The organism is Vibrio sp. S11_S32 (assembly GCF_014694465.1).
Classification (GTDB): domain Bacteria; phylum Pseudomonadota; class Gammaproteobacteria; order Enterobacterales; family Vibrionaceae; genus Vibrio; species Vibrio algicola.
Genome location: NZ_JAAUWS010000020.1, coordinates 1 through 26,106, shown reverse-complemented (window position 1 = coordinate 26,106; position 26,106 = coordinate 1). Strand labels below are relative to the sequence as shown.

Sequence of the window (26,106 nt, the reverse complement as noted above, 5' to 3'; positions counted from 1 at the left end):
AGGCCTTAAAGGGGTGAGTTATGTCGATTGCTATTATTCTTGATTGCGGAGCCACCAACGTCCGCTCTATTGCGATTAACCAACAAGGTGAAATTGTTGCGTCGCACTATATTGCTAATGAAACGCTACAGAATGGCACTAAACATGTTTGGGATTTTCAACAGATTTGGAAAAAGCTTGTTGAGTGTTCAAAGCAGGTAACTGCTCAAATTAATTCGACGGATATTGTTGCCGTTTCTGTCACTACCTTTGGAGTGGACGGGGCGCCCTTCGATAAAGATGGAAAGCAGATCTATCCCATTATTTCTTGGAAATGTGCTCGTACCGCGCCTGTGATGAGCCAGGTCTCGCAAGATATTGACCGCGATGAACTGTATTTGACCAACGGCATCGGGGACTATTCGTTCAATACCTTATTCAAGCTTAAGTGGTTGAAAGACAACGAACCAAAAGTCTATAGCAATATGGATAAGTGGGTGTTTATTTCGTCGATGTTGACACAAAAGCTGACGGGCGAATTAACAACCGATCGAACCATGGCTGGCACGTCGATGATGACGGACCTAGACAGCGGTGACTGGAATGAAGGGTTATTACAGTACCTAGAGCTGACGAAGGCGCACTTTCCTCCCATGGTTGAAGCGGGCGAAATAGTGGGTTGTTTAAAAGACGATGTCGCCTTCCTGCTTGGCATTCCAAACAGAGTTCCAGTGATTTCAGCAGGTCACGACACTCAGTTTGCTTTGTTCGGCTCTGGTGCCAAAGAGAATCAGTCTTTCTTAAGCTCAGGGACTTGGGAGATCTTGATGGCTCGTTCGCCACGTCCTCAGTTAAAACCTGACTATCTCAAAGAGGGCATGACAACAGAGCTTGATGCTAAAAATGGTTTGTTTAACCCAGCAATCCAATGGCTCTCTAGTGCAGTAATGGAATGGGTCGCCAACACCTACTTTACGGATATTGCCGAGAGCAGCAGTAAATACGCGGTGATGGTTTCGGAAGGGGAAGCGGCCCCTATCGGCGCAAATGACGTTAGGTTCGATCCATCCTTTTTACTTGGTGGTGACGGTAAAGGAAATGGTGCGATTACTGGCCTGTCCATTAATACCACAAGGGGCGAGATATACCGCGCCGCTCTAGAAGGACTGGCCTTCAAACTCAAGAGCAGTCTGCACTATCTTTCCACGACTTGTCACTTAAATACCGAGTGTTTAATGGTGGTGGGTGGTGGGTCTAAAAATAGACTGTGGAACCAAATAAGAGCTGACGTTGTTGGCATCCCTATCCATGTGATTGAACAGCCTGAAGCCACAGTGACGGGGGCAGCGATGTATGCCTTTGCAGGGGCTGGGGTATTTATTGATGCCAATCATGCCCAAGAAAATATGAAGCCTGCTTACCAAGTCATCACCCCGTCTGAGAGCCGTGAACAATACGCCCAGTTATTGGAGGAAATACACAATGCTTAAAGGAATCCATCCGGCAATAAGCCCAGAACTGCTTGCCGTATTAAGTCGAATGGGGCATGGCGATGAAATTCTGTTTGCCGACGCCCATTTTCCTGCGGAGACGTTTGGATCGCATGTGGTGCTAAGAGCCGATGGCGTGAATATCGATACGCTGTTAGAGGGCACAATACCGCTATTTGAGCTCGACGCGTACTGCCAAAGCCCGCTGATCATGATGCAAGCAGTAGAGGGTGACCGGCTCGACCCAACAGTTGAATCGAAATACATGGCGGCAATCACAAAGACCACGAAAGACAAGCCTGCATTAGAACACATGGATCGTTTTGATTTTTACGACCGCGCCGAAAAATGCTTTGCAGTTGTACTGACGGGCGAAACCGCTAAATACGGAAACATCATTTTAAAGAAAGGCGTAACGCCAGCTTAAGGAAGTAATACGATGACAATAACAAGAAATGAACTAGCACAAGACATTATCGATACATGCTTAGAGATGACTAAGCTGGGATTGAACCAAGGCACCGCAGGTAATGTCTCGGTGCGCTATGAAGATGGTTTATTGATCACTCCAACGGGTATTGAATATGAGAATCTGACACCGGAAAAGATCGTTTTTGTCAGCGAATCCGGAGAATTTGAGGAAGGCAAAATTCCATCAAGCGAATGGGCTTTCCACCTAACCTGCTACCAAGCGAGAGAGGATTGCCATGCCGTTGTTCACAACCACGCCATTAACGCGACAGCAGTGTCTATACTCAATCGTCCAATCCAGGCGATCCACTATATGGTTGCAGCATCGGGCGCGGCAGAAATACCTTGTGTACCTTATGCTACCTTTGGCTCTCCTAAGTTGGCTGATTATGTAGATGCTGGCATTCGTCAAAGTAAATCTATTCTTCTTCAACATCATGGCATGATCACCGTTGGTGAAAATCTGAAGAAAGCATTGTGGTTAGCACATGAAACCGAGGTATTGGCTGAGCTTTATCTCAAATGTGCAGCGATTCAGCCAGACGTTCCAGTGCTTCCAAACCAAGAGATGGATCATGTACTCGATAAGTTCAAGACGTATGGATTGCGAGTTGAGAAGTAATTGATATCGGCCCGATCCGTCGGGCTCTTACCGTAAAGGAATGACTATGGTGTTTGCATTAAATTTACCAAAACTATCATTATCCGGCGTAGGTGCGGTGGCAGAATCTGTTGCAGTGTTGGACTGTCGACCCGTAAAAAAAGCAATGATAGTGACAGATAAAAACCTGATTGAATTGGGGATATTAGATTCTCTTTATCGTGCACTCGATGATAAAGGGTTCGACTATGTCACCTTTGATAAGGTCAGCCCTAACCCGACCGTTAGTTTGGTTAATCAAGGTGCTGAGTTTTACCAACAGAGCGGGTGCGATTGTTTGATTGCGGTTGGTGGCGGTAGCCCTATTGATTGTGCGAAAGCGATTCGTATTGTCACATCAAATGACGGCGAAATCACCGATTATAATGGGGTCGGCCTGGTTAAGAATAGCGGTGCGTTCTTTATTGCCATTAATACAACGGCGGGAACAGCGGCGGAGATGACGTCCAATTCGGTGATTACCGATGAGAAGAATCTCGTTAAGATGGTGATCGTCGACACCAAACAGATTCCAGATGTTGCGGTTAACGACCCATCATTGATGGTTGGTTTGCCTGCCTCTGTTACCGCTGCAACGGGTATGGATGCGCTGACCCATGCCATTGAGTCGGTTGTGACTCCTGGCGCCCATCGTTTAACACTTCCGACCGCACTTGAGGCGGTTAAGCTAATTGCCAAATGGCTGCCTATGGCAGTAAAGGATGGAGCGAACATAGAAGCTCGGTCGGCACTTGCTGATGCGCAATTTTTAGCGGGGATGTCGTTCAACTCAGCCGGATTAGGCGCGGTTCATGCGTTGTCACATCAGCCTTCGGCAACACACAACCTAGCGCATGGCGTTTGTAATGCTATCTTGCTGCCTGTGGTGAGCGCATTCAATGCTCAAACGGTTCCAAGTGCGTTTAGGGAAGTAGCTGAAGCGATGGGTGGGGATACGTCTCAGTTAGACGACACTAATGCAGCCCTATTAGCGGTGGACCTGATTTGCACGTTGTCTCGTGAAGTGGGTATCCCTTCTGGGCTAGCTCACCTTGGGGTTAAGCATGCAGATATTGATGGTTGGGTTCAAAAAGCCATGGATGATGTTTGTATGGGAGGCAACCCAAGAACGTTGACCAGTGAAGACGTTTATCACCTTTACGAGTTGGCGTTATAGCAACAGTGTAGTGGTACTGTAGTGGCTGAGTGAATTTGGCCACTTGATTGGAGGTTTGCAATACTTGAAGTGATTCATAAATCACTAATTTAGGAAACTCGCTGACACGTTTCTGTCCAAAAACATCACAACCTGAATTTTTACGCGTGGCATTTTTTAGCTCAAAAATGCCCCAAAGTGTGCCAGAGTAGGATGAACCTAACGTCAAATTCCGCAATTTAAGTTACTTTTACTCATGTAAAAACTCTAACTCGGTGGCCAAATTTGATAATCCACAACAGTTGCTGGTAGGTTTAATTTGTCATTGCGTGACACAGAGCAGTTAGCTGATAAATTTCTAGCCGTACTTAGTAGTGCTGACAAGTCGATGAACCCGTACTTATTACTGATTCTATTTACCTTGCGAGATAAGCACTACCAAGTGTACGAGAGTTGGCTAGCACATGAGGGAGACACTGAGCATAATGGTTTCAAAAATCTACAAGAAAAAATGAAAGAGGTTAAAATCGATAAGAACACTATCCCGTTCCATAGGGGGAGTAGTGGCTTTATTGTAGCAATTGACGGAGATGGTACATCTAATTTAACGCTACTTGATTTTCTCGAAAATATGAATAGGTTCCTTACTATGGAGTCCACTGTAAAGCTGCCTGAAACAATAAGAAGTATGCGCGACGGATTGAAACATGATGACCCCGCAGAGGACTTGAGGAAAAAGTTTTTAATAGATGTTGCAGGGCTTAAAGCCAAGAAAAGTGACTACGTTGATTGGGTAGAGTTCGCAATTTCTTTCGACGAATAGATAGCATAGGGCGTGCTGTAATGGCACGCTCAGAGTTTCGCCAGTCGCTTGTTAATATAGGCACAATTTAGTTTGTGCCTATATTTAAGTTGTAGGTGCTGTAACTATTATGCTGCTTCTGCAAGTCTCAAACTTTCATAGTAATCTTCAGCCATAGCGGTCATCTTAAATTCTGCCTCTACGCCTGCAATTTTTTCAACAGCTTCCTTAATATCATCTAAATCAACACTAAAAAATTCTTTACGAAGGTTAACGGCATTAACACGCTGAGAGCTGAATTCTCGGTGTAATGCTGTTTCTAATGCAGGAGCATCGTCAGTATAGATCATGGCGTGTACGTCAAATGGGAATGGCACGCTAGCATCACCAAGTTCTTTAACCCTATCCATTGGCTCCAATCTACGTGTCAGACCAATCTTGTAAACATCCTCACCAAATGAACCGATATTACTTATCACGTAAACATGCCCTTTACGGGTTTGCTCAGCCATGCTCTTAGCTCGTTTTTCTTTGGCTTCTGCTTCAGCTAACTGCTGCTCTAGTAGGGCAATTTTCTGCTCCATTTCACTGCGTTCTTGATCGGTAGCCTTAGCGAGTTCTTCCTGGGCTTTATCGAGAAGATTTCTATACATCTTTTCTTCTTTCTCGGCATCAGCAACTGCTTTTTCAAACTCTTTTATTGCTCGCTGCTCTTCTCGGATCTGCTCTTTGATCAGCTTCTGCTCTGCAACCTCTTCCTGCTTCTTCAGTGTGTATTGATACTGAAGCTTGCACTCTTCGAATTTGAGTTCGATGTATTCAATGTCAAAGCCACATTCTAAGGTCGCTGCTGACTTCTCTAAGGTGTTAGCTAATTTTTCGATTCGCTCTAGCGTTCGACCAAATGAACTAGGTGATACCTTACCAATCAGCATGTCACATTCAATATTGAATGCAGTGAGCATTAGCTTAACTTGACCATTAAGAATCTTCTTATTGAACGCTTTATCGTTCGAAATAACCGTTGTTTCTGGGAAGGTGATAGCAGCCTTATCTTTGATCATGTCTTTCTGTTGCTGTCTGATATCTTTAATTTCTTCAGCATATCGAACAGATGTTTCGTATAGGTATTTGGGCATTTCAAAGTGACCGTGAGCAGTGTACTCATCAAGTCGTGAATAAAGATCGATGCCACCCATCAGTTCATTCAGGTCAAACTCACCCTTTTCAATCTTGCCATTCAGATCATTTAGATTACCCTTAATAGCTTCAAGGGATACTTGCTGCTCTTGGATGCTAAGCTGAAGATACTCATCTTGACCTTTTAAAGCCTGTAGCTCAGCCGTCTCAGTATTAACGGCAGAAAGCTCTTGTTTAGCGACCTTAGTGGATTGCTTTACAGATTCATTAGTTTTCGTCAGTGCTTCAAGTTCTTCTTTCGCTTTTGTTAATGCTTCATCGAGAGACTCATACTCACCAATTTTTTTGTCTGCTGTTCGTTTCGTGAATATATAGGTGAGCAGAATTGCCACCAGAGAGATACCAGCCAATATCAGTATATTATTATCCATTGTTATTTTAAGACCTCTTGTATAAATTGCTTTCTAAGGGCTGCTCGATCTTCGCAACGCTCTAGGTATTCATCATTTGCGCCTACCAACGCATCTTTAAAAGCTTGTTTTGCTGCTGATTTCTGTAACTTCACTTGCTTTTTCAGTTCTCGCTCAGCTTCACGCACAGATCGTTCATGCTCTCTAACGGCTTGGGCTTCAGCACGTTGCCGAGCTTTATCTCTACGCTGAGCATCACGAGCTGCTTGTTTGTTGGCACGATCTATTGCTTTAGCAACCTTCACTACTGTTCTTAAGCCACTACCTCGTCTAGCCAATGCCTGCCTCCTTTGAGTAAGTTAATACCGAACTGGCAATGGTAACATGATCAGCGTGGATAAATTTTTACTTATATCAAATAGGTGGAATATCTTATTGTGGTTGTGAAGTGTTGTGGATGAGTAATTTTGGACACCTGATTAGATGTTTGCTATACCTCAAATAATCCGTTAAATGCTAATTTAGCAATGTATATAACACGGAATTGTCCAAAAATTAGTTAGCTCCCATTACCTTAAATTCAAAAAATCACAACGCTATATTCTCTTAATGAACCTGCCCGTGAGCCTTGTTCTTGCGGGCTTTTTTCATTCTAGGAGAATGCAATATGAAGCAATCATTAACGATACCAACCGAGAAGACAAAACCTGTTTACTATCATTTCCCAAAGCCCATTACCGCACTGGAGTTACTAGAAAAAGCTGCTGAGGTGATTGGCGAGTCTTTAGTGGGGACGGACGTGTACAGCAATCCAACCGCCACTATGGAGTTTTTAAGTTGCAAGCTGGCTAAACAAGAACGTGAGATATTTGCAGTGATGTTTTTAGATAACCAACATCACTTGATTGAGTACCAACCGCTGTTTTACGGCACGGTGAATGCGGCATCAGTCTATCCACGTGAAGTCGTCAAAGCGGCGCTTGCGCTCAATGCCTCGGCTATTATTGTCGCGCATAATCATCCATCCGGTGAAGCGGAACCTTCACGAGCTGATATCAACATTACCGAAAAGTTGAAACAAGCCTGCGAGCTGGTGGATGTTCGTCTGCTTGACCACATTGTGGTGGGTCACGCTTGCGTATCGCTCGCACAAAGGGGGTTGGTATGAGTCAGTTTGTCATTGAGTCTGATTTATTGCCGGTGTCGCCTCAATTAACTCAGGTGTTAGGTGAGGTGCTATTACGTCAACTGACGGTACAGGAAGTGGATAGCCAACATACCGTTGAGCTGCCTTATGCCAAGACATTAACGTTTCACTTTCGAGATGAAAATTACAGTACCTCTCATGGTGGTTTCCATCCTGTAGAAATCATGCTTAACCGCGCCTCAACGCACTCCCTAAAATGGCAATTGGCCTATGTCACCACCTTTGCCTATATCGGCAATGTCTATCCCGAGCTTGAGCGTAACTTAGACTTTGATTGCCAATCCGGTCGCTGTTTGGTGCATCCCTATATCCAATGGGCGCCGATAAAAGATAATCGTGATGCACTTGAGCTTTATCAGTTATGGGAGAGCAACTTTTTGCAATACCTCGACATGGACAGCTATAGCACAAAGCGTGTCAGCCTCAGTTAATCATCAATCCGTTAATCACCAATAAAAAACAGGAGAAAAACCACATGAATTGTTTTAAGCCAAACGCCATTGATTGGAATGGCACATTAGCCAGTATGGTGGCCAATACCACCACCATTGCCGGACTGTTAACCGCCGCGCCCATTTATGGTCCAATGGGGAGATTAAATGGTAAAGGCATTGTCGTTTCTGTTGCAGTTGGCGCCACCTTGGCACTCATGGGCAACCGCCAATCCATTGAGCCCAAACTTTGTTATGGCGAGTATCCTCGCACGCCAGATAACAGAGCGCTGAGCGTGCATCGAGAGGATGAAGAGTAAAGCTAGCACAAGGTCGCACGATGCGGCCTTGTGTTGTTTTATCGTCATAATGGTCAATATGAAAAGGAGGGGTTATGCGTCAATTTGAATCGATGTTAGCGCTGTATCATTTGTTGCCTGCACGCTCATGGTCAAGTCTGCAATCGCTGCATGCGCAATGTGAGTCGGTCGGCATTGAATGCTCCAGTCACACCTTGCGCCGTTGGTTAAAGGCATGGGTTGCCGTGGGGTTTGTTGAAGAGCGGGAGGGCCGTCGAGAATATCAATATCGGCAATCCGCCCATCAACCGTTTATTAGCTTAAATCAAGATGCGGTGTTATTGCATTGGTTGTCGCGATATTTTGCGCCACTGCTGCCGGAGACGCTCAGGCGATTACTAGAATCACGCTTAATGCTCTCAGAAACTAAGGCTTATCAATCCACCGCCCTACGGCAATACGTAAACCATATTCAGATAGACTTACCGTTACTGCCCGCGCATTACCTGCCCAATCTCACCTTACTGAAACAAGCACTGACAAAACCGCAAGCCCTGTTATGCGTGTTTATCGGGCAATCTATTTTCTTGCAACCTCAAGCCATTATGCTCAATAGCCAGGGTTGGTGGTTACGCTACCTTGCAAAAAGGACCGTCGAAAATCAAACCGAGGATGAAGACACTCACCTTCAAACTCATTCATTGCTGTGTTTGTTATGGATTGAAGAATAAGTCCGTTATTGATAGTGCTATCAAAATGTGAGCTGGTTCAATATCCATAAACTTAATGGGAGAATAAAGTTTGCTTTGCATCATATGCAAAGCGCATGCGTAAGCTGTTTTATCACTTAATTAACTAAGAGATAAGACATTGAGTGATAGCCATTTTTTCAAGACCATTGAAACCCTCTTAACCATTGCTGATGTGATCCCTTATCCACCAGCACCCCCGCTGACGTATCAAGAAATCACGGACCGAGTAATAAGCCGTGGCACGACAACTAACTACTCCAGTGTACGCCGGATGTTACAAAACCAACGCTTACAAACTCTGCTGGACTTTATGGTCAACACACAGACAAGCCCTCACACCGTCCAATATCTTGGTGGTTATTTCGACCAATTTAGTCATGGTGGTTTGGTGGCGTATTTGTCGATGAAATACTTAGGAAACTTACTGCCGCTGCAAGTGCGTGAGCGCTTTAAACGAATGGTGGCTAACTATCTCGACCGCTATCAAAACCTCGATATTGCTTATCCGGATAAAGGCTGGGAAAGCAAACTTATCATTCAACGAGACGCATTAGGAGGCTGGTTACTCGAAGACTTACCAATACAGATTGATGAAATTTTTAGTGCTTTATATTTTGGCCGTCAATTAGAGCTGGAAGCATTAAGCGCCAAACGAGGCAATGAAAAACAAACGATGATCATCACTCCCATTCGGCTATCAATTGATACCCGTGAATGTCGATTAATTTATCGAGAGGACACTAATCCTACCAATCAAGAGAAAAGCCTTCTGAATACGGAACAATCCATATCAATTGAGCAAATTGTTCGAGCCAGGATGCTAGATGAACGTTATTAAAACAATGCATATCTGCTTATTAAATATGGAATACACACTTTAACAACAGGAGAAGATATGAAAACACAACGACTCACACTCACCATCGCAATAGTGCTTGCACTCTCTGGCTGTGGTGGCAGTGATGACGACAATGCCGCGCCCGATAATGGTGGAGGGGATAAACCCGATAATCTTATCGAACAGTGTGAAAACTCAGGATGCACTATTGATGATGCAGTGACTACTTCAAGCCTCACGGTCACCAATGCACCGATTACCTTAACCGATAACGCTTCTATAACTTTGGATTAAAAATACGATGAACATGATGAAATATATTCCAGCTATCGCAATAGCCTCACTGGCTTCGACTTCAATGATGGCCAATGCCAGTGTGATTTTACAAGCGGACAGTGATGGTTCGTTATTGCTTAATGGGCATCCTGCTCAGCTACTCGCTCAAGTTTATGATGCCAACGGCGAAGTGCAAAAGAATATTCAAATCATCAATGATGATGGTTCGGAAATTAAGGCTTTGGTGACCATTGATGGAAAAGCCGGTTTATTTGAAATTCGTGCTTATGGTTATCACCAAGGTGAAGGCGATTATGGCGCAGGAGATATTTATAACGCCAGCTGTGAAAAGATTGGCGCTCAAAAGGGGAGCTTTCATGAGTTAGGCTACCTCGCTCAAGGTGCTCGTAATGTTGGAGAATCGAGCCAGTATGAAGTATACGCTATCGGTGGCAATGTATCGGGTTATACCGTGGATGGGTTAAACCTGAATTATGACTCCGAGGGCAACATTACCCCTGGTCAGGATTGCAGTCAGGGCGTACCGACGACGGGGTATGCCTTGCAATATGATGCCGGTTTAACGGATTCAGTAAACACGTACTTCAACCAGTTAGCTTTTCCGCTTTCTATTCAATAAGGAATATCCCGATGAATACAACAATCAAAACACTGTCATTACTTGCTCTAGCAATGTCGATTAGCTTACCAAGTTTTGCTGGTGGCACCATGGGCGGCTCAACCATTGAAATGTGTCAAAGTGGTGCGATTAACTGTAAATCGTTTGAGGCTCGTAAAGAACCAATAGCGTCAGAGAAAACCAAAACAAAAGAACAATCAAACAAGTTAAACATGGAAAAGGATACGACGAGCAAATCTAAATAGTTAAGACTATATAACCATTCCATACATAACCCACAACGAGCCGCCCATCAGAGGCGGCTTTTTTGTATCTGCGATATATCAACATAAAGGTTTCAATATGAAAAAACGTATCCCGAAAACCGTATTTGTACACGGCTCAGAGTCTCGTCAATTTCAAACGGGTGACATCTGGGATTTTGAAGATTTTGAGCAAAAGGCACTAGAAGTTGCCCTGGATAACCCCGAAGGTGGCTATGATAAAACTTTTATCACTGTGACTTTTCATGATGGCAGTGAGCATCAATGCCGTTTGGACTTAGGCTGTAACGTCAATGATTTAGGCTTTAGTGACCATTGTTTATCGGTGTATGACTACCATCAACAGAATCACGATAAGCCTGAAATGGCATGGATGCGTGAAGACCACCAGCTTGAGTTGATAGGGCTAATAGAACACTACCAACTTGACCGAGTTCAAGTGCAGCAAGCAAGAGCTAAGGCTAGCGAAGTGATAAAAGAGGTCAAACGAAAACAAGAAAAGGAACAGCGTCAACAAATAAAGGAAAGAGAAGAGCGCATTCGAGTACACCAGGAAAAGGAACAAACCTTCCAAGAAAACCTAAACATTCCTGAATGGGCACAGGCAGTCATCATTGCCACCAAGACGGAATATGACAGTGAAAACAGTTGTCCGCATACAGGCGTTTATGAATCCAAGATAATTAAAACCATCATCTTAGCTTGGTCTAAACATACACAGCAACGCTTTCCTGAGATGCGTAAGGCTTGTCTTAACCATCCGGATACGGCGTTCTTGAATGATAAGACTCAAAGTAAGGAACAGCGGGAAAACTATTCCATGGGTGCGGGCAATTATCTCACTGAGAATAACTACCTGTATCACGGGTGGAAGGTTTATAAACAATGCTTTTGGGATGAAACTAATAAGGCGAAAAGTGTTCCACTGGGGGAGTTGGTTGTTGATTAAACATGATTGTAAGGGAGTGGATCCTCCCTTCTGTCATTTTTTTGTGGCCGATCATCAATAATTTATTGATAACCATGTAATATGCCGTTTTGTTTATATTAATGACTCTATCAATAAGTGGTTTCATGGCACATTTAAAATCTAATTTTTTTTCTAAGTTAGGTGGTTCACCCTCAACAACCATCAATTTTGATCAAAGTGGTTTGACCGTTAACCAAGGAGTAGATACCTACCGTTTTGCTTGGAATGAATTAGAGAGTCCTGCTTGCTTCTCAATGACATTATTCGGTGGAGTCATATCATTTAAAGCCAACGGGAAAAATCACGAATATAAACAATTACAGTACTTTTTCAATTCGAAAGCATCTTTGTTTTCACTTTGGGCAAATGTGAATGCTGAAAAGTTACAGCCGTTTTTAGATGAGACTAACAAGCATTATTTATCACAATTTTTAAGGTGCTCCGATATTGAACGTTTTCAGCTGAAGGCGATTCAGGAGGTCAAAAGATGGAAGGGCTGGAAAAATGCACAGGGTTTGTCCGATTTTGCTCAAAAGACAATACAACAAATTGAAAAAATTGCACAACTTGATGATCGTCAAATCAGCAGTATTCGACAACGTTATATTCATCGTCAGTTAGAGCAGTTTGCTTTCTATTTTGACACCGTTGAATCGAATCCCCTCACAGAAAAACAACGAATTGCCTGCATTACTGATAATGATAACAATCTTTTATTAGCAGGGGCTGGTACGGGTAAAACTAGTGTCATGGTAGGACGTTCTGGTTATCTCATTCGAAGTGGCTTGTCTGAGCCAGAAGATATTCTGCTTTTGGCTTATGGGAAGATTGCTGCAAAAGAGATGGATGAGCGGATCAAGGATAAACTCGGAATAGAGACGATCCGCGCGAGTACTTTTCACAGTCTAGGCATGAAGATTATTGCTGAAGTGGAAAATACAAAACCGACACTCTCTCCCTTTGAGGATGATTCGAAAGCCAAATTTAAATGGATGAGTGACACTCTTGAGGCGTTCATGCTGGATGCCGGTTATCGTGACCGATTATTAGAATATTTTAGTTCCTATTATTTCGTCGATAAAAATCCCTTTGATTTTAAATCTGAAGGCGCTTATTTACAGTATTTGAATGATAACGAAATTTGCTCGATGAAAGGGGACAGAGTTAAAAGTTATGGCGAAGTCGTGATTGCGAATTGGCTATACCGCAATGGTATCAATTACCAATATGAAGCACCGTACCGCTTTGATGTAAGTACTAAAGAGTACCGTCAATATTGTCCAGATTTTTATTTACCAGATCATGATATCTATATTGAATATTATGGCACGGATGAACATGGTAATACGGCACCATGGATAGATAAAGATCGCTATCAAGAATCCATAGAATGGAAGCGGCAAACGCATGGCAAGTATCAAACGGGTTATATTGAGGTGTTTTATCACCAACATAAACGGGGTGAATTGTTGTCAAACCTCGCAGCAAAGCTGGTTGAGAAAGATGTGCAAGTTGCTCTCTTATCTGATGACGCGTTATTGTCTCAACTGAAAGAGCTAGGTCAAGTGACCGAATTAGCTAAACTGTTTTGCTTTTTGGTCGATATGTATAAAGCAGCATGTCTTGATGATGTATCAGAACAACGAATTATCCAAGAATCAATCGATCCAAACCAAACAGAGAAAGCGCTTGAACTTTTATATCCGCTTTATCATCAATATCAAGAGTTTCTACGTGAGAAGCAATGGATTGATTTTAATGACATGATTGGTAAAGCTATTCGCTATGTTCAATCGGGTCAATTTGTATCGAAGTGGAAATATATCCTAGTTGATGAATTTCAAGATATTTCAGAGCCTAGAGCTCGATTAGTTAAACTGTTGAGAGATTCACTGGCTGGAAGTTCACTGTTTTGCGTCGGAGATGACTGGCAAGCGATTTATCGTTTTAGTGGTGCCGATGTCAAACTCACAACGGATTTTTGTGCTTATTTTGGCCCTACGTCTAAAACAACATTAGATCTGACGTTTCGATTTAATAATGCAATAGGGCAAGTTGCGACGCAATTCGTGACTCAAAATCCCGTGCAAATTAAAAAAGATATTCAATCTTTAGTGCAAGTGAATCATCCCGCGGTATCTATTCTTAGACAAGGAAAAAATGAAAATAGTGTAACACCGTTAGAAAAAGCTCTTAATGCAATTGTTAATCGAGTGGCGAATTCAAACAAACCAAAACAAAATAAGGTCTATCTTCTAGCAAGATTTTGGCATCAACTACCGAACTTGAATGAATTGAGATCACTAAAGTATCAGTTTTCTAATTTACAGATCGAAGTGCAATCCTTTCATGCCTCGAAAGGTAAAGAGGCCGATTATGTGGTGATAATGGGGTTAACGTCAGGTAAGCATGGCTTCCCGTCTGAAAAAGTGACGCCGCCTTTAGTGGATGCCTTGCTACCAAGTGGTGATGATTTTGAATTTTCTGAAGAAAGACGCTTGTTCTACGTAGCGCTGACTCGCGCAAAACACCGAGCGTATTTATTAGCAGATATGACGGATGTCAGTGAATTTGTCGTTGAGCTATTGAAGAAAAAATACGCGGTTGATACTAACGAGTTTGAAGCCAGTTTTGTGCAGACACTCTTTGAGCAAATCTCTTGCCGTCGCTGTAAAGTGGGGGTTTTAAAAGAGAGACAAGGTCGATACGGTGATTTCTTATCATGTTCTTTTTATCCTCGTTGTAAGCATAAAGAAACGCCATGTGATGATTGTGGCAACCCTATGAGTAGCACACTTCAAGAAGGTGTGCAGATTTGTATTAACCCTGGGTGTGCCAAAGTACGTCCTTTATGTCGACGTTGTGGTAGTGAGATGCGTTTACGTAATGGTAGAAATGGTCAATTTTGGGGATGTGCTAATTACAGGAAGAATGCCGATAAAAATTGTCAGTTTACGATGAATGTTCACGACCTAGAAAATACACATTGACCATCATTTATTCCGTGAGAATTGAGAAAATAGACGCTAATTTAAACGTTTGAATTAAAACTCAAATGACGCGAGTATAGCCTTATTATTACCTCTGGTTTTTATGGTAGAATTTGAATCAATTTTTAAGGTTTGTTTTTACTAAAGGCAGACTGTATTCATAAAACAACTCATCCTATTAATGCACCAAAAGCAGGAATCAACCTATGACTAGTTTACAACAACGTGCCGAGCTTCAGCGAAAAATATGGGCAATTGCCAATGATGTTCGAGGTTCTGTTGATGGGTGGGATTTTAAACAATACGTACTGGGTACTCTGTTCTACCGTTTCATTAGTGAAAATTTCGTTGATTATATTACCGGTGGTGATGATAGCATTGATTATGCAGAAATGTCGGATGATGATGAAAACATCACGTTAGCGAAAGAGGATGCGATTAAAACCAAAGGCTATTTTCTTTACCCTAGCCAACTATTTAGTAATGTCGTAGCAAACGCGAAAAACAACGAAAATTTAAACACCGATTTAGCTGCTATTTTTGCCGCGATTGAAAACTCAGCCAATGGCTATGATTCAGAAAAAGATATTAAAGGCTTGTTCGCGGATTTTGACACCACCAGCAATCGTCTGGGTAACACGGTAGATGCGAAGAACAAACGTCTTCGAGATGTATTAAACGGAGTTGCCGGATTAAACATTACTCAATTTGAAGATAACCAAAATGACCTATTTGGTGATGCTTACGAGTTCCTGATTTCAAACTATGCCGCTAATGCGGGTAAATCCGGTGGTGAATTTTTCACCCCTCAGCACGTTTCAAAATTGATCGCGCAGCTCGCCATGCACGGTCAGACCAGCGTGAATAAAATTTATGACCCTGCGGCAGGTTCCGGCTCGTTGCTCTTGCAAGCCAAAAAGCACTTTGATGCTCATATCATTGAAGAAGGATTCTTTGGGCAAGAACTTAACCACACCACCTACAACTTGGCGCGTATGAATATGTTTTTGCACAACATTAACTACGACAAGTTCAATATTCAGTTGGGTGATACCTTAATCGAACCGCACTTTTTAGACGACAAGCCGTTTGATGCCATTGTCTCTAACCCGCCTTATTCAGTGAAATGGATTGGTAGCGACGACCCAACCCTAATCAACGATGACCGCTTTGCGCCCGCTGGCGTACTTGCACCGAAATCGAAAGCTGATTTTGCTTTTGTATTACATGCGCTGAATTATTTATCAAGTAAAGGTCGTGCTGCGATTGTTTGTTTTCCGGGGATTTTCTATCGTGGTGGCGCAGAGCAAAAAATTCGCCAGTACCTTGTTGATAACAATTACGTTGAAACCGTGATTTCACTGGCACCTAACCTGTTTTTTGGCACCACCATTGCGGTGAATGTTTTGGTACTGTCTAAACATAAAACCGACACCACCACCCAGTTTATTGATGCCAGCGGCCTGTTTAAAAAAGAAACCAATAACAACACCCTAAGCAATGAGCACATTGAGCAGATCATCAAGGTGTTTGCCAGCAAAGAGAATGTGGAGCACTTTGCTAAATCCGTTGATTTGGATGTTATCTCAGCCAATAGCTACAACCTTTCGGTAAGTAGTTATGTGGAAGCTAAAGACAACCGCGAGCGAGTGGACATTACAGAGCTTAATGCCGAGCTAAAAACCACCGTTGCTAAAATTGATGCGCTTCGCAGTGATATTGACGCCATTGTAGCGGAAATTGAAGGTGGGGAGATTGAGGTATGATCGGCTTAAGTTTTATAGAGAAACTACTTGATGGTGCATCTGTATCACATTTGCCCCTTGAAAAAATTGCAAAAATTAAACATGGCAAAGATTGGAAGAAGCTAGCTTCGGGTGACATACCGGTTTATGGGTCAGGCGGTATCATGGGGTATGTTGATACATATTCGTATGACAAGCCCACGGTATTGATTCCTCGTAAAGGCACTATCACAAATCTGTTCTATGTGGATTCAGCATTTTGGAATGTAGATACAATATATTACACAGAGATAGATGGAACTAAAATTCTGCCCAAATATCTATATTACGTTATTAAAACAATAGATTTGATGTCACTTGACACAGGTTCTGGTAGGCCAAGCTTGACTCAAGCTATTTTAAATAAGCTTTTGATCCCCATCCCATGCCCAGATAACCCAGAAAAATCGCTGGCAATACAAGCTGAAATAGTACGTATTCTGGACGCATTTACCGCCATGACCGCTGAGCTGACCGCTGAGCTTAGCATGCGGAAAAAACAATACAACTATTACCGCGACAAGTTGTTAAGTTTTGAAGAGGGTGACGTTGAGTGGAAGACGTTAGGCTGGATTGGTGAAGTTCGTATGTGCAAACGCATAATGAAGAACGAGACTTCTGACATCGGTGACATTCCATTTTTTAAGATAGGAACATTTGGCAAAGAGCCTAATGCCTATATTTCACGAGATACTTTTGAAGAATACAAGAGTAAATATAATTATCCAAGAGTGGGTGAGATTCTTATATCAGCTAGTGGAACTATTGGTAGAGCAGTAATTTTTAATGGTGAAGATGCCTATTTTCAAGACAGTAATATTGTTTGGCTTGAAAATGATGAAAGTAAAGTGCTAAACAAATACCTATTTTATTTTTATCAAATAGCAAACTGGAACGTTTCTGACGGTGGTGTAATTAAGCGATTGTACAATGACAATATCAAAAAAACGCTAATTCCTGTGCCATACCCCGACGATCCTGAGAGGTCGCTGGCCAAGCAGGCTCGGATTGTAGCTATATTGGATAAATTCGATACGCTAACGAACTCTATATCAGAAGGTCTACCCCGCGAAATCGAACTACGCCAAAAGCAATACGAGTATTATCGTGACATGTTGTTGAGCTTCCCCAAACCTATGGAGGAAACAGCGTAAATGAGCGGTCAAATGTACAACCTGATCATGGCAAGCGTGCCTAGCTTTTACTCAGGCGTTCAAGGGGAATTCACGATTCCGAAAGACAGGTTTCTTGAATATACGGAAGCCGCTCTCAAAGGGCAATTTCAATCATTAGATCAGGATGCAATAAATAAGCTCAAGAATCTGCCAACCATGTTTGCGGTCGAGAATGAAGTCGCTGATGCAAGAATTGGGAGAATTACCGATATTAAAGTTAATTCTAATAATTTACGCATTAAGTATAGATTTGACAAAGACTACTACCCTTTAACCAGAGGCCTTCTAAAGGAAAAACAACAAAAATTAGATATCGATGATTTTGAGTTTCACCGGGGGCATTGGGCCGTTAAGAAATGTGATATTTCTGAATTTTATGGGGAGTATTTAAAATCACTTACAGGGATTACCCATAAATTAAAGAATACTGATAAAAAAGTGCAGTTAATCTATGCCTTTAATGGTACAGGTAAAACACGTTTGTCTCGTGAATTTAAAAAGATCACAGCGCCGAAAGACGATGCGCAAGATGCAGAGCAAGCGCCTTTGTCGCGCCACAAGATTTTGTATTACAACGCGTTTACGGAAGACTTGTTTTACTGGGATAACGACTTAGATGCTGATGCAGAGCCGAAGCTAAAAATCCAACCTAATACGTTTACCGATTGGATTTTGCAAGAGCAAGGGCAAGACATGAACGTGATCAGCACGTTCCAGCGCTATGCCAACGATAAACTAACGCCACGCTTTAATCCGCAATACACGGCTAAAGACAAAGACGGAAAAGATGTTACCGTGAAAGCCTTTTCTGAGGTGACGTTTTCACATCAAGGTGGCGATGACGAACCAGATAGAAAAATTAAAATATCAAAGGGTGAAGAAAGTAACTTTATTTGGAGTATTTTTTATTCATTGCTCGAACAAGTGATTAGCATCTTAAATGTACCTGAAGATGCTGGCCGCGAAACTGACCAATTTAACCAATTACAATATGTGTTTATTGATGACCCAGTGAGCTCGTTAGATGACAACCATCTAATAGAGTTGGCTGTTGATTTAGCTCGTTTAATTAAGTCGAGTGACTTCGCTATTTCTGGTCTTAAGTTCATCATCACCACTCATAATCCGCTTTTTTACAATGTTTTGCATAACGAGTTTAATCGAGCACCCAAGTTCGTTTTGCGCAAGCTCGATGATGGCAAGCATGACCTGATTGAGCAAGAAAATGATTCGCCCTTCTCGTATCACCTGCATTTAAAGAATGAGTTAATGAAAGCGGCAGACTCAGGCGATATCCACAAATACCACTTTAATTTTTTGCGAAATGTTCTCGAAAAAACCTCAACGTTTTTGGGGTACGAAGAGTGGGGTGAGTTGTTGCCCGGTGTCAAAGGTAATAGGGCTACCGGGCAAGTAAACCCCTATGCACGGGTGATTAATTTATATAACCATGCAAAACACGCAGGCCATGAAGTGGCCGAAGTCGAAGAAGATCATAAGCGCGTCTTTAAGTTTCTAGTGAAAGAGATAGACAATATTTATAAAGGGATACGCGCTCCACAAGGGACACAGGCTTAGGAATAGATATGGCAGAATACAAAGCAATCGCAGAGTCTAAAAATTACATTGTTTTAGATAAATACACGCGCCAAGACCAAATTGCTGAGGGCTATCAAAGCGAAGGTGATTTAGAACGTGAGCTTATTCAGGATCTAAGCAACCAAGGTTATGAGTATTTATCGGCGCTAACGACACCCGATGCCATGATGGCGAATGTGCGCAAGCAGTTACAAGTTCTTAATAAGGTCGAGTTTACCGATACCGAGTGGGCTCGATTTTGCGAACAATACTTGAACACACCAAGCGACAATATTCTCGACAAAACCCGCAAGGTGCACAGTGACTATATTTTCGATTTTGTTTTCGATGATGGCCATATCGAAAACATCTACCTGTTCGACAAGAAAACTATTGCTCGTAACAAAGTACAGGTGATTAAGCAGTTTGAACAAACGGGAAGCCATGCCAACCGTTATGACGTGACGATTTTGGTCAATGGTTTGCCTTTGGTACAAATTGAACTGAAAAAGCGTGGTGTAGCAATCCGTGAGGCGTTTAACCAAATACATCGCTACAGCAAAGAAAGCTTTAATGCAGAGAACTCATTGTACAAGTTCTTGCAGCTGTTTGTGATCTCTAATGGCACCGACACGCGCTATTTTGCCAATACCACGAAGCGCGACAAAAACAGCTTCGACTTTACGATGAACTGGGCAAAATCTGACAATACGCTGATCAAAGATTTAAAAGACTTTACCGCCACTTTTTTGCAGAAGGAGACGTTGCTTGAAGTGATTTTGCGTTACTCGGTATTCGATGTCAGCAATACTTTGCTAGTGATGCGCCCCTATCAGATTGCCGCTACAGAACGCATTTTATGGAAAATAAAAAGTGCTTTTAACGGCAAAGACTGGGCTAAGCCTGAGAGCGGAGGCTATATTTGGCACACCACAGGTTCAGGAAAAACACTCACTAGCTTTAAAGCAGCACGTTTGGCCACCGATTTAGACTGTATAGATAAAGTCTTTTTTGTTGTGGACAGAAAAGACCTCGACTATCAGACCATGAAAGAGTATCAGCGTTTCTCACCTGATAGTGTGAACGGTTCAGACAGTACCGCAGGGCTTAAGAGTAACCTGGATAAAGACGATAACAAGATTGTCGTCACCACAATCCAAAAGCTCAACAATTTAATCAAAAGTGAGAGCGATTTATCTATCTACAACAAGCAAGTCGTCTTTATTTTTGATGAGTGTCATCGAAGCCAATTCGGTGAAGCGCAGAAAAACCTGAAGAAGAAATTCAAAAAGTACTATCAGTTTGGCTTTACCGGCACGCCAATTTTTCCTGAAAACGCATTGGGTGCTGAAACCACGGGCAGCGTGTTTGGCCAGCAGTTACACACGTATGTGATAACCGATGCCATTCGTGATGAGAAAGTACTCAAGTTCAAAGTGGACTATAACGATGTTCGCCCGCAATTTAAGAGCATTGAGACTGAGCAAAATGATAAAAAGCTCAGTGCCGCCGAGAACAAGAAAGCGTTCTTACACCCGATGCGAATTCGTGAAATCTCGCAGTATATTCTGAGCCATTTTAACCAGAAAACGCATCGAGCCTATTCTGGTGCGAAAGGGTTTAACGCTATGTTTGCGGTAAGTAGTGTTGATGCGGCGAAAGCGTACTATGAAACCTTCAAAACATTGCAGGCGGAGGCTGAGAATGGACCCACTAGTAAACCTCTGCGCATTGCGACTATCTTCTCATTTTCGGCCAATGAAGAGCAGGATGCCATTGGTGATATTTTAGATGAGAGCTTTGAAGTAAGTAGCCTAAACAGCAGCGCGAAAGAGTTTTTGAACGCCGCAATCACTGATTATAACGCCATGTTTAAATCTAACTATGGCGTGGACAGTAATGGCTTTCAGAACTACTACCGTGACCTTGCCCAGCGCGTGAAGAATCAAGAAATTGATCTGCTTATCGTGGTCGGTATGTTTTTAACGGGCTTTGATGCGCCTACGCTTAATACCTTGTTTGTTGATAAGAATTTGCGCTATCACGGCTTGATGCAGGCGTTTTCTCGCACTAACCGCATTTATGATGCGACGAAAACCTTTGGCAATATTGTTACCTTCAGGGACTTAGATAAGGCAACCATTGATGCCATCACCTTGTTTGGTGACAAAAACACCAAAAACGTGGTGTTGGAGAAGAGCTACAAAGAATACATGGAAGGCTTTAACGATATTGCTACTGGCCAAGCGCGTCGAGGCTTTGTTGATATCGTCAAAGAGCTGCAAGATCGTTTTCCTAATCCAGAATGCATTGAAAAAGAACAAGATAAAAAAGAGTTTGCCAAGCTGTTTGGTGAATACCTAAAAGCCGAAAATATTTTACAAAACTACGATGAGTTTGCTGGATTAAAAGCGCTGCAAAGCTTAGATACCAGTGATGAACAAGCTGTTGAAGAGTTTAAGTCAAAGTACTATCTGGACGATGCTGACATCGAGGCAATGCAAACCATTGATATGCCGAGCGAACGTGCTATCCAAGATTATCGCTCTACCTACAACGATACCCGTGACTGGTTACGACGCGATAAAGAAGGCCAGGACAAAGATAAGTCAACGGTAGACTGGGACGATGTGGTCTTTGAAATTGATTTGCTTAAATCGCAAGAAATCAACCTCGATTATATTCTTGAACTGATTTTTGATCACAATAAGAAGAACAAGAGCAAAGAAGGCTTGATTGAAGAAGTTCGTCGTATGATCCGCGGTAGCCTTGGCAATAGAGCGAAAGAGAGCTTAGTGGTTGATTTTATTAACCAGACAAACCTGGATGAGATCAATGACAAAGCCTGCATTATCGACGCTTTCTTCAAATTCGCCCAGACGGAACAGAAGCGCGAAGCCGATGCCATTATTGCCTCTGAAAAGCTCAATATCGATGCTGCCAAACGTTATATTGCGTCATCACTTAAACGTGAATACGCCTCTGAAAATGGCACTGCACTTAATGAGGCGCTACCCAAACTTAGCCCATTGAACCCACAGTACCGAACCCAGAAGCAAACGGTTTTTCAGAAAATCGCCGCTTTTGTTGAGAAGTTTAAAGGGGTTGGTGGGCAACTTTAGGTGATGGATGTGATAGATTCACTGGTGAACTAGATAAATTAAGAAGATACCAGAGTTAATATTGGTTTAGGAAAAGACAAAGAACTATTCGCCAAGGTGTATGGTTATATTGAGGAGCATTATTGATGAATGACTTAAATGAAAGAGAAGTTATTGAGTCAGATGAAGACACCGTAGAAGACTATACAAGTGACGACGGTGGTATTTACCCATACTCAGAGAATGTAGACTTATCAACAATAGAGATTAATTTACGAGAAGACAAAATATCTGTATTTGAAATTATCCGATGGACAAATAAAGGTAAATTTGTTTTAGACCCTGAGTTTCAAAGAAGCCCTAATGCATGGAATGAAATGAAAAAATCTATGTTTATTGAGTCTTTGATTCTGAATCTGCCATTACCACATTTTTACTTTAATAAAGACTCTTCGGGTCGGTTAGTGGTAATTGATGGTCTTCAAAGATTAACAGCAGTGCTTGACTTTTATAATGATGATTTTTGTTTGGTGGGGTTAAAAGCTCTTCCATGGCTTAATGGATTTAGTAAGTCAAAATTAGAAGAAAAACACGATGAAGTATGGTCGAAGATTGAAGATAAAAACATACCCTATTACTCAATAATGCCATCAGTTCCAATGGCTGTAACGTACGATATCTTTAGGCGAATAAATACAGGTGGAACCAGACTAGAACGTCAAGAAATACGGAACTGTATATATTTGGGAAAATCAACAAAGTTATTGAAGAAAATGTCAGAACTTAACGAGTTTTCTTACATTACAGATTCAGGGATTTCTCCGAAAAGAATGAAGGATCGTGAAGCTGTTTTAAGGTGTCTAGCTTTTTCCGATGATAAGTTTCATAGAAATTATAATGGTGATTTAGATGATTTCCTTGGAGATGTTATGAAGAAGATAAACCTTATGGATGATGATGAAATTTGTCATTTAGAAGAGAAGTTTATAACTAACCTTAAAAAAGTTGAGAGTGTTTTTGGAAAAAATGCATTCAGAATCATGAATGAGGAAACAAGGGGAAGAATTAATTTAGCAGTTATGGAAAGTATATACAGTGCATTTAATGCGATGAGTGCGCAATATGTCCATGAAAGTAAAGAAAGACTGCTTAATAAATATCAAGCTCTTATTTTAAATGAAGAGTACCTAAACTCTGTTAAAACCTCAACGAACCAGATAAAGAAAGTGTCTACAAGACTACGGCTCGCTTCTGAATATCTTGGAGGTGATTTATGTTAACGGAAATTAAAGTCGAAAATTTCAAGTGCTTCAAAGAGGAAACTATTTTCCCAATTGAAAAGTTGACCTTACTAACCGGTGTAAATGGCAAAGGGAAGTCAACCACTATCCAAAGTTTACTTCTACCTTCACAAAGCGTCTTAGAGAATCAAAATTCTAACATACTGGTACTCAATAGTGATTGGGTAAAACTTGGATCATTCGATGATATTAGATCTACGGGTAGTTCTGCTCGTTCGGAGATAGGGCTTTCCTATTGTTTTGAAAATAGAGAAAAAAATAAGTACTTAACACTAAAAACGAAGTTCTCCAGAAAGTATGTTGATGATGACGAAGATGTTGAGGATGAAGGAAATCTACGATTGAAGAGCGTAGAAATTGAGTCAAATGAGCCAGGGACATTTAGAACTGATAGCTTTGACATAATCAGGGGGCTTGATGAATCTACTTTGAGCTGTGTTGAGAATTATTTACTTGACTTTTCAAGAGTAAGTTTTATCTCAGCAGAGCGTATAGGTCCTAGGTCGTTCCATGAGTCAGCATCGAATCGAACATTTGGTGTGGGCAAGTTTGGTGAGCACACTGCTTTAGAAATTTATCGAAATAGAGAGAAAGATGTAAGAGAAAAGCTCATACACACTGATGGTGAAACCTCTAAATTACCAGAACAAATCTCAGCTTGGATTTCTTATATATTTAGCTCGGGTTCAGTTAGTGTTAGTTCTATTAGTGAATCCTTAAAGAAAATAGAGATCAGTCCTGATGGAAGCGTGAATAATTATAAACCGGAGAATGTTGGTTATGGATTCAGTTACTGCCTACCAATTATTGTAGCGGGTTTAGTCGCAAAAGAAGGAGATGTAATTATTATTGAAAACCCCGAGGCACACTTGCATCCAAGCGCACAAAATAGAATTACGAATTTTTTGTGTAAAGTTGCAGCATCCAATGTTACGACAATAATCGAGACACATAGTCCCAGTATTTTGAATGGAGTTAGGCTATCAGTGAAGGATGGTGTTCTGAATAATGAAGATTCTTCAGTTTTATTCTTTGGTGAAAGTTCTGAAACTCCTTTATCTAGAGTAGTAATAGATAAAAATGGTAAGATAAGTCATTGGCCTAAAGGTTTTTTTGATCAGGACGAAATCGATTTGGATAGGTTACATGACTTATGATGTGAATGTTTACATTGACGAAAGCTCTATATGCAAGATTGAGAAGAAACATGACTTTTTTGAAGCAATATACGATCTTCTAAAGTTATCATCAGCTTTTAGGGGCGATCTTCTTAATGGGGTTACGGTACGGTTTCTATTATGGAAGTGTCGTGAATTAGATGGAAAAAATTTGTGCATTGATCAAATAAATATTACTTTTTTATCAGCAGTAAATAAATTACTTGAAACGGATACTAAACGCCTTTTTAAGAAAGTATTTTACGATAAGTTCAGTAAAGTTTGGAATGATGAGCAAGTGCATAGTGACGATATTTGCTATGAGATGCTTAATGGAGATTGTGTTACAGGAGATACATTGGCAGAAGCTGCCGAGTTAACATTGTGTAGCAAGAAACATCCTATCGTTTTTGTTAACAATAAAGTTATAAATGCCAAAGTAGCAACGGTAATAAAAGGGTGGGAAAACGAAAATAGGGAGTATATCACTATAGAGTTGTCTGATATTGAGGTGAATCCCAATACTTGGTTAGACGAAAAATATAGTGTAGCTGATTTTTGCTATGATATTACATCTCATGACCCTCCAACTGATGCACAAAGTTATCTTCGAGATAGTAGCAAGTACTCAAAGACTGCATTTATTAACCAGGGAAGAGCTGTATACTCTTGTAACATCAAACGAACTTATCATGTCATCGACAACCTGCATCATGGTGAGTGTGCTCACGTTGAAGTATGGGATCGATTTGGTAATCATTTGGGGGAAGATAGCTTGAGTGGAATCCGCCTCCAAAGTGGAGATAGAAGCAAAAATAATCCTAGTTGGTTGAGCTGATTTTTGTCATTTATCAACAGTATTATCAAATATAATAAAGTGAAATTATTAACTGATTGTTTCGCAATTCTCAGATATCTGGATCTTTTAGTAAAGGCTAATTGTTTACTATTTGAGTTGAAGTATAGATATTGCTTGAGTTGGCATTTAAGCCAGAGCTAACTATACAAGTTTAATTAATGGAATTTACTGATGGACATCAGCAGTGCTTTTCTTTTGCTCTTGAAGAGCGAAGTATAGAAAATCGTTGGGAATTTATCGGACGTAAAGCTACTGATGACGTTAGGAAACGAGCTATTGTCAATTCTGGTGTATGAGTTCTTTTGCATGCTCTGTTTGATCTGGCATTACTTTTTCACCATCTTTAAACTTAATACCGCTTACAACATCAGCAAGTAATTTAAACCCCTTTAATCGA

24 protein-coding genes are annotated in these 26,106 nt (G+C 41.5%); 22 read left to right on the top strand and 2 right to left on the bottom strand.

Features of this window, described 5'->3' with window-relative positions; translation table 11 throughout:
* Positions 1-20 precede the first annotated feature (20 nt).
* From fucK to HC723_RS10780, 5 genes are all read left to right on the top strand, one after another.
* Positions 21-1,469 (top strand): L-fuculokinase, encoded by a 1,449-nt coding sequence (gene fucK, locus HC723_RS10800; protein WP_190339069.1) that lies wholly within the window; start codon positions 21-23, stop codon positions 1,467-1,469.
* Positions 1,462-1,896, top strand: coding sequence for an L-fucose mutarotase (gene fucU / locus HC723_RS10795; protein ID WP_190339068.1), 435 nt, complete (start codon positions 1,462-1,464; stop codon positions 1,894-1,896). Before fucK ends, fucU begins: the two co-directional genes overlap by 8 nt.
* Before the next feature lie 18 nt (positions 1,897-1,914).
* Positions 1,915-2,562 carry an L-fuculose-phosphate aldolase gene (locus tag HC723_RS10790; RefSeq protein ID WP_048662223.1) on the top strand — a complete coding sequence of 216 codons (648 nt, stop codon included), beginning with the start codon at positions 1,915-1,917 and terminating at the stop codon, positions 2,560-2,562.
* A gap of 46 nt (positions 2,563-2,608) precedes the next feature.
* Positions 2,609-3,757, top strand: a complete 1,149-nt coding sequence (locus HC723_RS10785) for an iron-containing alcohol dehydrogenase (protein ID WP_190339067.1) — start codon at positions 2,609-2,611, stop codon at positions 3,755-3,757.
* A gap of 298 nt (positions 3,758-4,055) precedes the next feature.
* The gene (locus HC723_RS10780) at positions 4,056-4,559 is read left to right on the top strand and encodes a hypothetical protein (RefSeq protein WP_190339066.1); all 504 of its coding nucleotides are present in this window, start codon (positions 4,056-4,058) and stop codon (positions 4,557-4,559) included.
* A 107-nt stretch (positions 4,560-4,666) separates the two neighbouring features.
* Here HC723_RS10780 and HC723_RS10775 read toward each other — a convergent pair whose 3' ends face one another.
* Entirely contained in the window at positions 4,667-6,109 is a 1,443-nt protein-coding gene (locus HC723_RS10775) for a DUF4041 domain-containing protein (protein WP_190339065.1), read from the bottom strand.
* A gap of 2 nt (positions 6,110-6,111) precedes the next feature.
* Positions 6,112-6,426, bottom strand: coding sequence for a hypothetical protein (locus HC723_RS10770; protein WP_046209199.1), 315 nt, complete (start codon positions 6,424-6,426; stop codon positions 6,112-6,114).
* A gap of 329 nt (positions 6,427-6,755) precedes the next feature.
* Here HC723_RS10770 and radC point away from each other — a divergent pair, with 329 nt between their 5' ends.
* The 17 genes from radC (at position 6,756) to HC723_RS10685 (ending at position 25,688) form a co-directional block, all read left to right on the top strand.
* A complete protein-coding gene (gene radC, locus HC723_RS10765; protein ID WP_190339064.1) occupies positions 6,756-7,256 on the top strand; it encodes a RadC family protein in 501 nt (166 codons plus the stop codon).
* Positions 7,253-7,726 carry a DUF2787 family protein gene (locus tag HC723_RS10760; protein ID WP_190339063.1) on the top strand — a complete coding sequence of 158 codons (474 nt, stop codon included), beginning with the start codon at positions 7,253-7,255 and terminating at the stop codon, positions 7,724-7,726. Before radC ends, HC723_RS10760 begins: the two co-directional genes overlap by 4 nt.
* A 44-nt stretch (positions 7,727-7,770) precedes the next feature.
* Entirely contained in the window at positions 7,771-8,046 is a 276-nt protein-coding gene (locus HC723_RS10755) for a hypothetical protein (RefSeq protein ID WP_190339062.1), read from the top strand.
* A gap of 74 nt (positions 8,047-8,120) precedes the next feature.
* Complete coding sequence (locus HC723_RS10750) at positions 8,121-8,756, top strand: hypothetical protein (RefSeq protein WP_190339061.1); 636 nt, start codon at positions 8,121-8,123, stop codon at positions 8,754-8,756.
* Positions 8,757-8,895: 139 nt separating this feature from the next.
* Complete coding sequence (locus tag HC723_RS10745; RefSeq protein WP_190339060.1) at positions 8,896-9,615, top strand: hypothetical protein; 720 nt, start codon at positions 8,896-8,898, stop codon at positions 9,613-9,615.
* Between the two features lie 57 nt (positions 9,616-9,672).
* Positions 9,673-9,909 (top strand): hypothetical protein, encoded by a 237-nt coding sequence (locus tag HC723_RS10740; protein WP_190339059.1) that lies wholly within the window; start codon positions 9,673-9,675, stop codon positions 9,907-9,909.
* 13 nt (positions 9,910-9,922) lie between these two features.
* A complete protein-coding gene (locus HC723_RS10735) occupies positions 9,923-10,531 on the top strand; it encodes a hypothetical protein (RefSeq protein WP_190339058.1) in 609 nt (202 codons plus the stop codon).
* Positions 10,532-10,542: 11 nt separating this feature from the next.
* Complete coding sequence (locus HC723_RS10730; protein WP_190339057.1) at positions 10,543-10,776, top strand: hypothetical protein; 234 nt, start codon at positions 10,543-10,545, stop codon at positions 10,774-10,776.
* A 97-nt stretch (positions 10,777-10,873) separates the two neighbouring features.
* Positions 10,874-11,743, top strand: coding sequence for an LPD25 domain-containing protein (locus HC723_RS10725; RefSeq protein ID WP_190339056.1), 870 nt, complete (start codon positions 10,874-10,876; stop codon positions 11,741-11,743).
* A gap of 125 nt (positions 11,744-11,868) precedes the next feature.
* Positions 11,869-14,754, top strand: a complete 2,886-nt coding sequence (locus HC723_RS10720) for a UvrD-helicase domain-containing protein (protein WP_190339055.1) — start codon at positions 11,869-11,871, stop codon at positions 14,752-14,754.
* Between the two features lie 206 nt (positions 14,755-14,960).
* Complete coding sequence (locus HC723_RS10715; protein WP_190339054.1) at positions 14,961-16,520, top strand: type I restriction-modification system subunit M; 1,560 nt, start codon at positions 14,961-14,963, stop codon at positions 16,518-16,520.
* On the top strand, positions 16,517-17,692 hold the full coding sequence (locus tag HC723_RS10710) for a restriction endonuclease subunit S (protein ID WP_190339053.1): 1,176 nt from the start codon (positions 16,517-16,519) through the stop codon (positions 17,690-17,692). The genes HC723_RS10715 and HC723_RS10710 overlap by 4 nt, the downstream gene beginning before the upstream one ends.
* Positions 17,693-19,291, top strand: coding sequence for an AAA family ATPase (locus tag HC723_RS10705; protein WP_238925457.1), 1,599 nt, complete (start codon positions 17,693-17,695; stop codon positions 19,289-19,291).
* Positions 19,292-19,299: 8 nt separating this feature from the next.
* A complete protein-coding gene (locus HC723_RS10700; protein WP_190339052.1) occupies positions 19,300-22,413 on the top strand; it encodes an HsdR family type I site-specific deoxyribonuclease in 3,114 nt (1,037 codons plus the stop codon).
* A gap of 125 nt (positions 22,414-22,538) precedes the next feature.
* Complete coding sequence (locus HC723_RS10695; RefSeq protein ID WP_190339051.1) at positions 22,539-23,672, top strand: DUF262 domain-containing protein; 1,134 nt, start codon at positions 22,539-22,541, stop codon at positions 23,670-23,672.
* Positions 23,666-24,850 (top strand): DUF3696 domain-containing protein, encoded by a 1,185-nt coding sequence (locus HC723_RS10690; protein ID WP_190339050.1) that lies wholly within the window; start codon positions 23,666-23,668, stop codon positions 24,848-24,850. The genes HC723_RS10695 and HC723_RS10690 overlap by 7 nt, the downstream gene beginning before the upstream one ends.
* Positions 24,840-25,688: a hypothetical protein gene (locus HC723_RS10685; RefSeq protein ID WP_190339049.1), complete on the top strand. Its 849-nt coding sequence runs from the start codon at positions 24,840-24,842 to the stop codon at positions 25,686-25,688. The genes HC723_RS10690 and HC723_RS10685 overlap by 11 nt, the downstream gene beginning before the upstream one ends.
* Positions 25,689-26,106 lie beyond the last annotated feature (418 nt).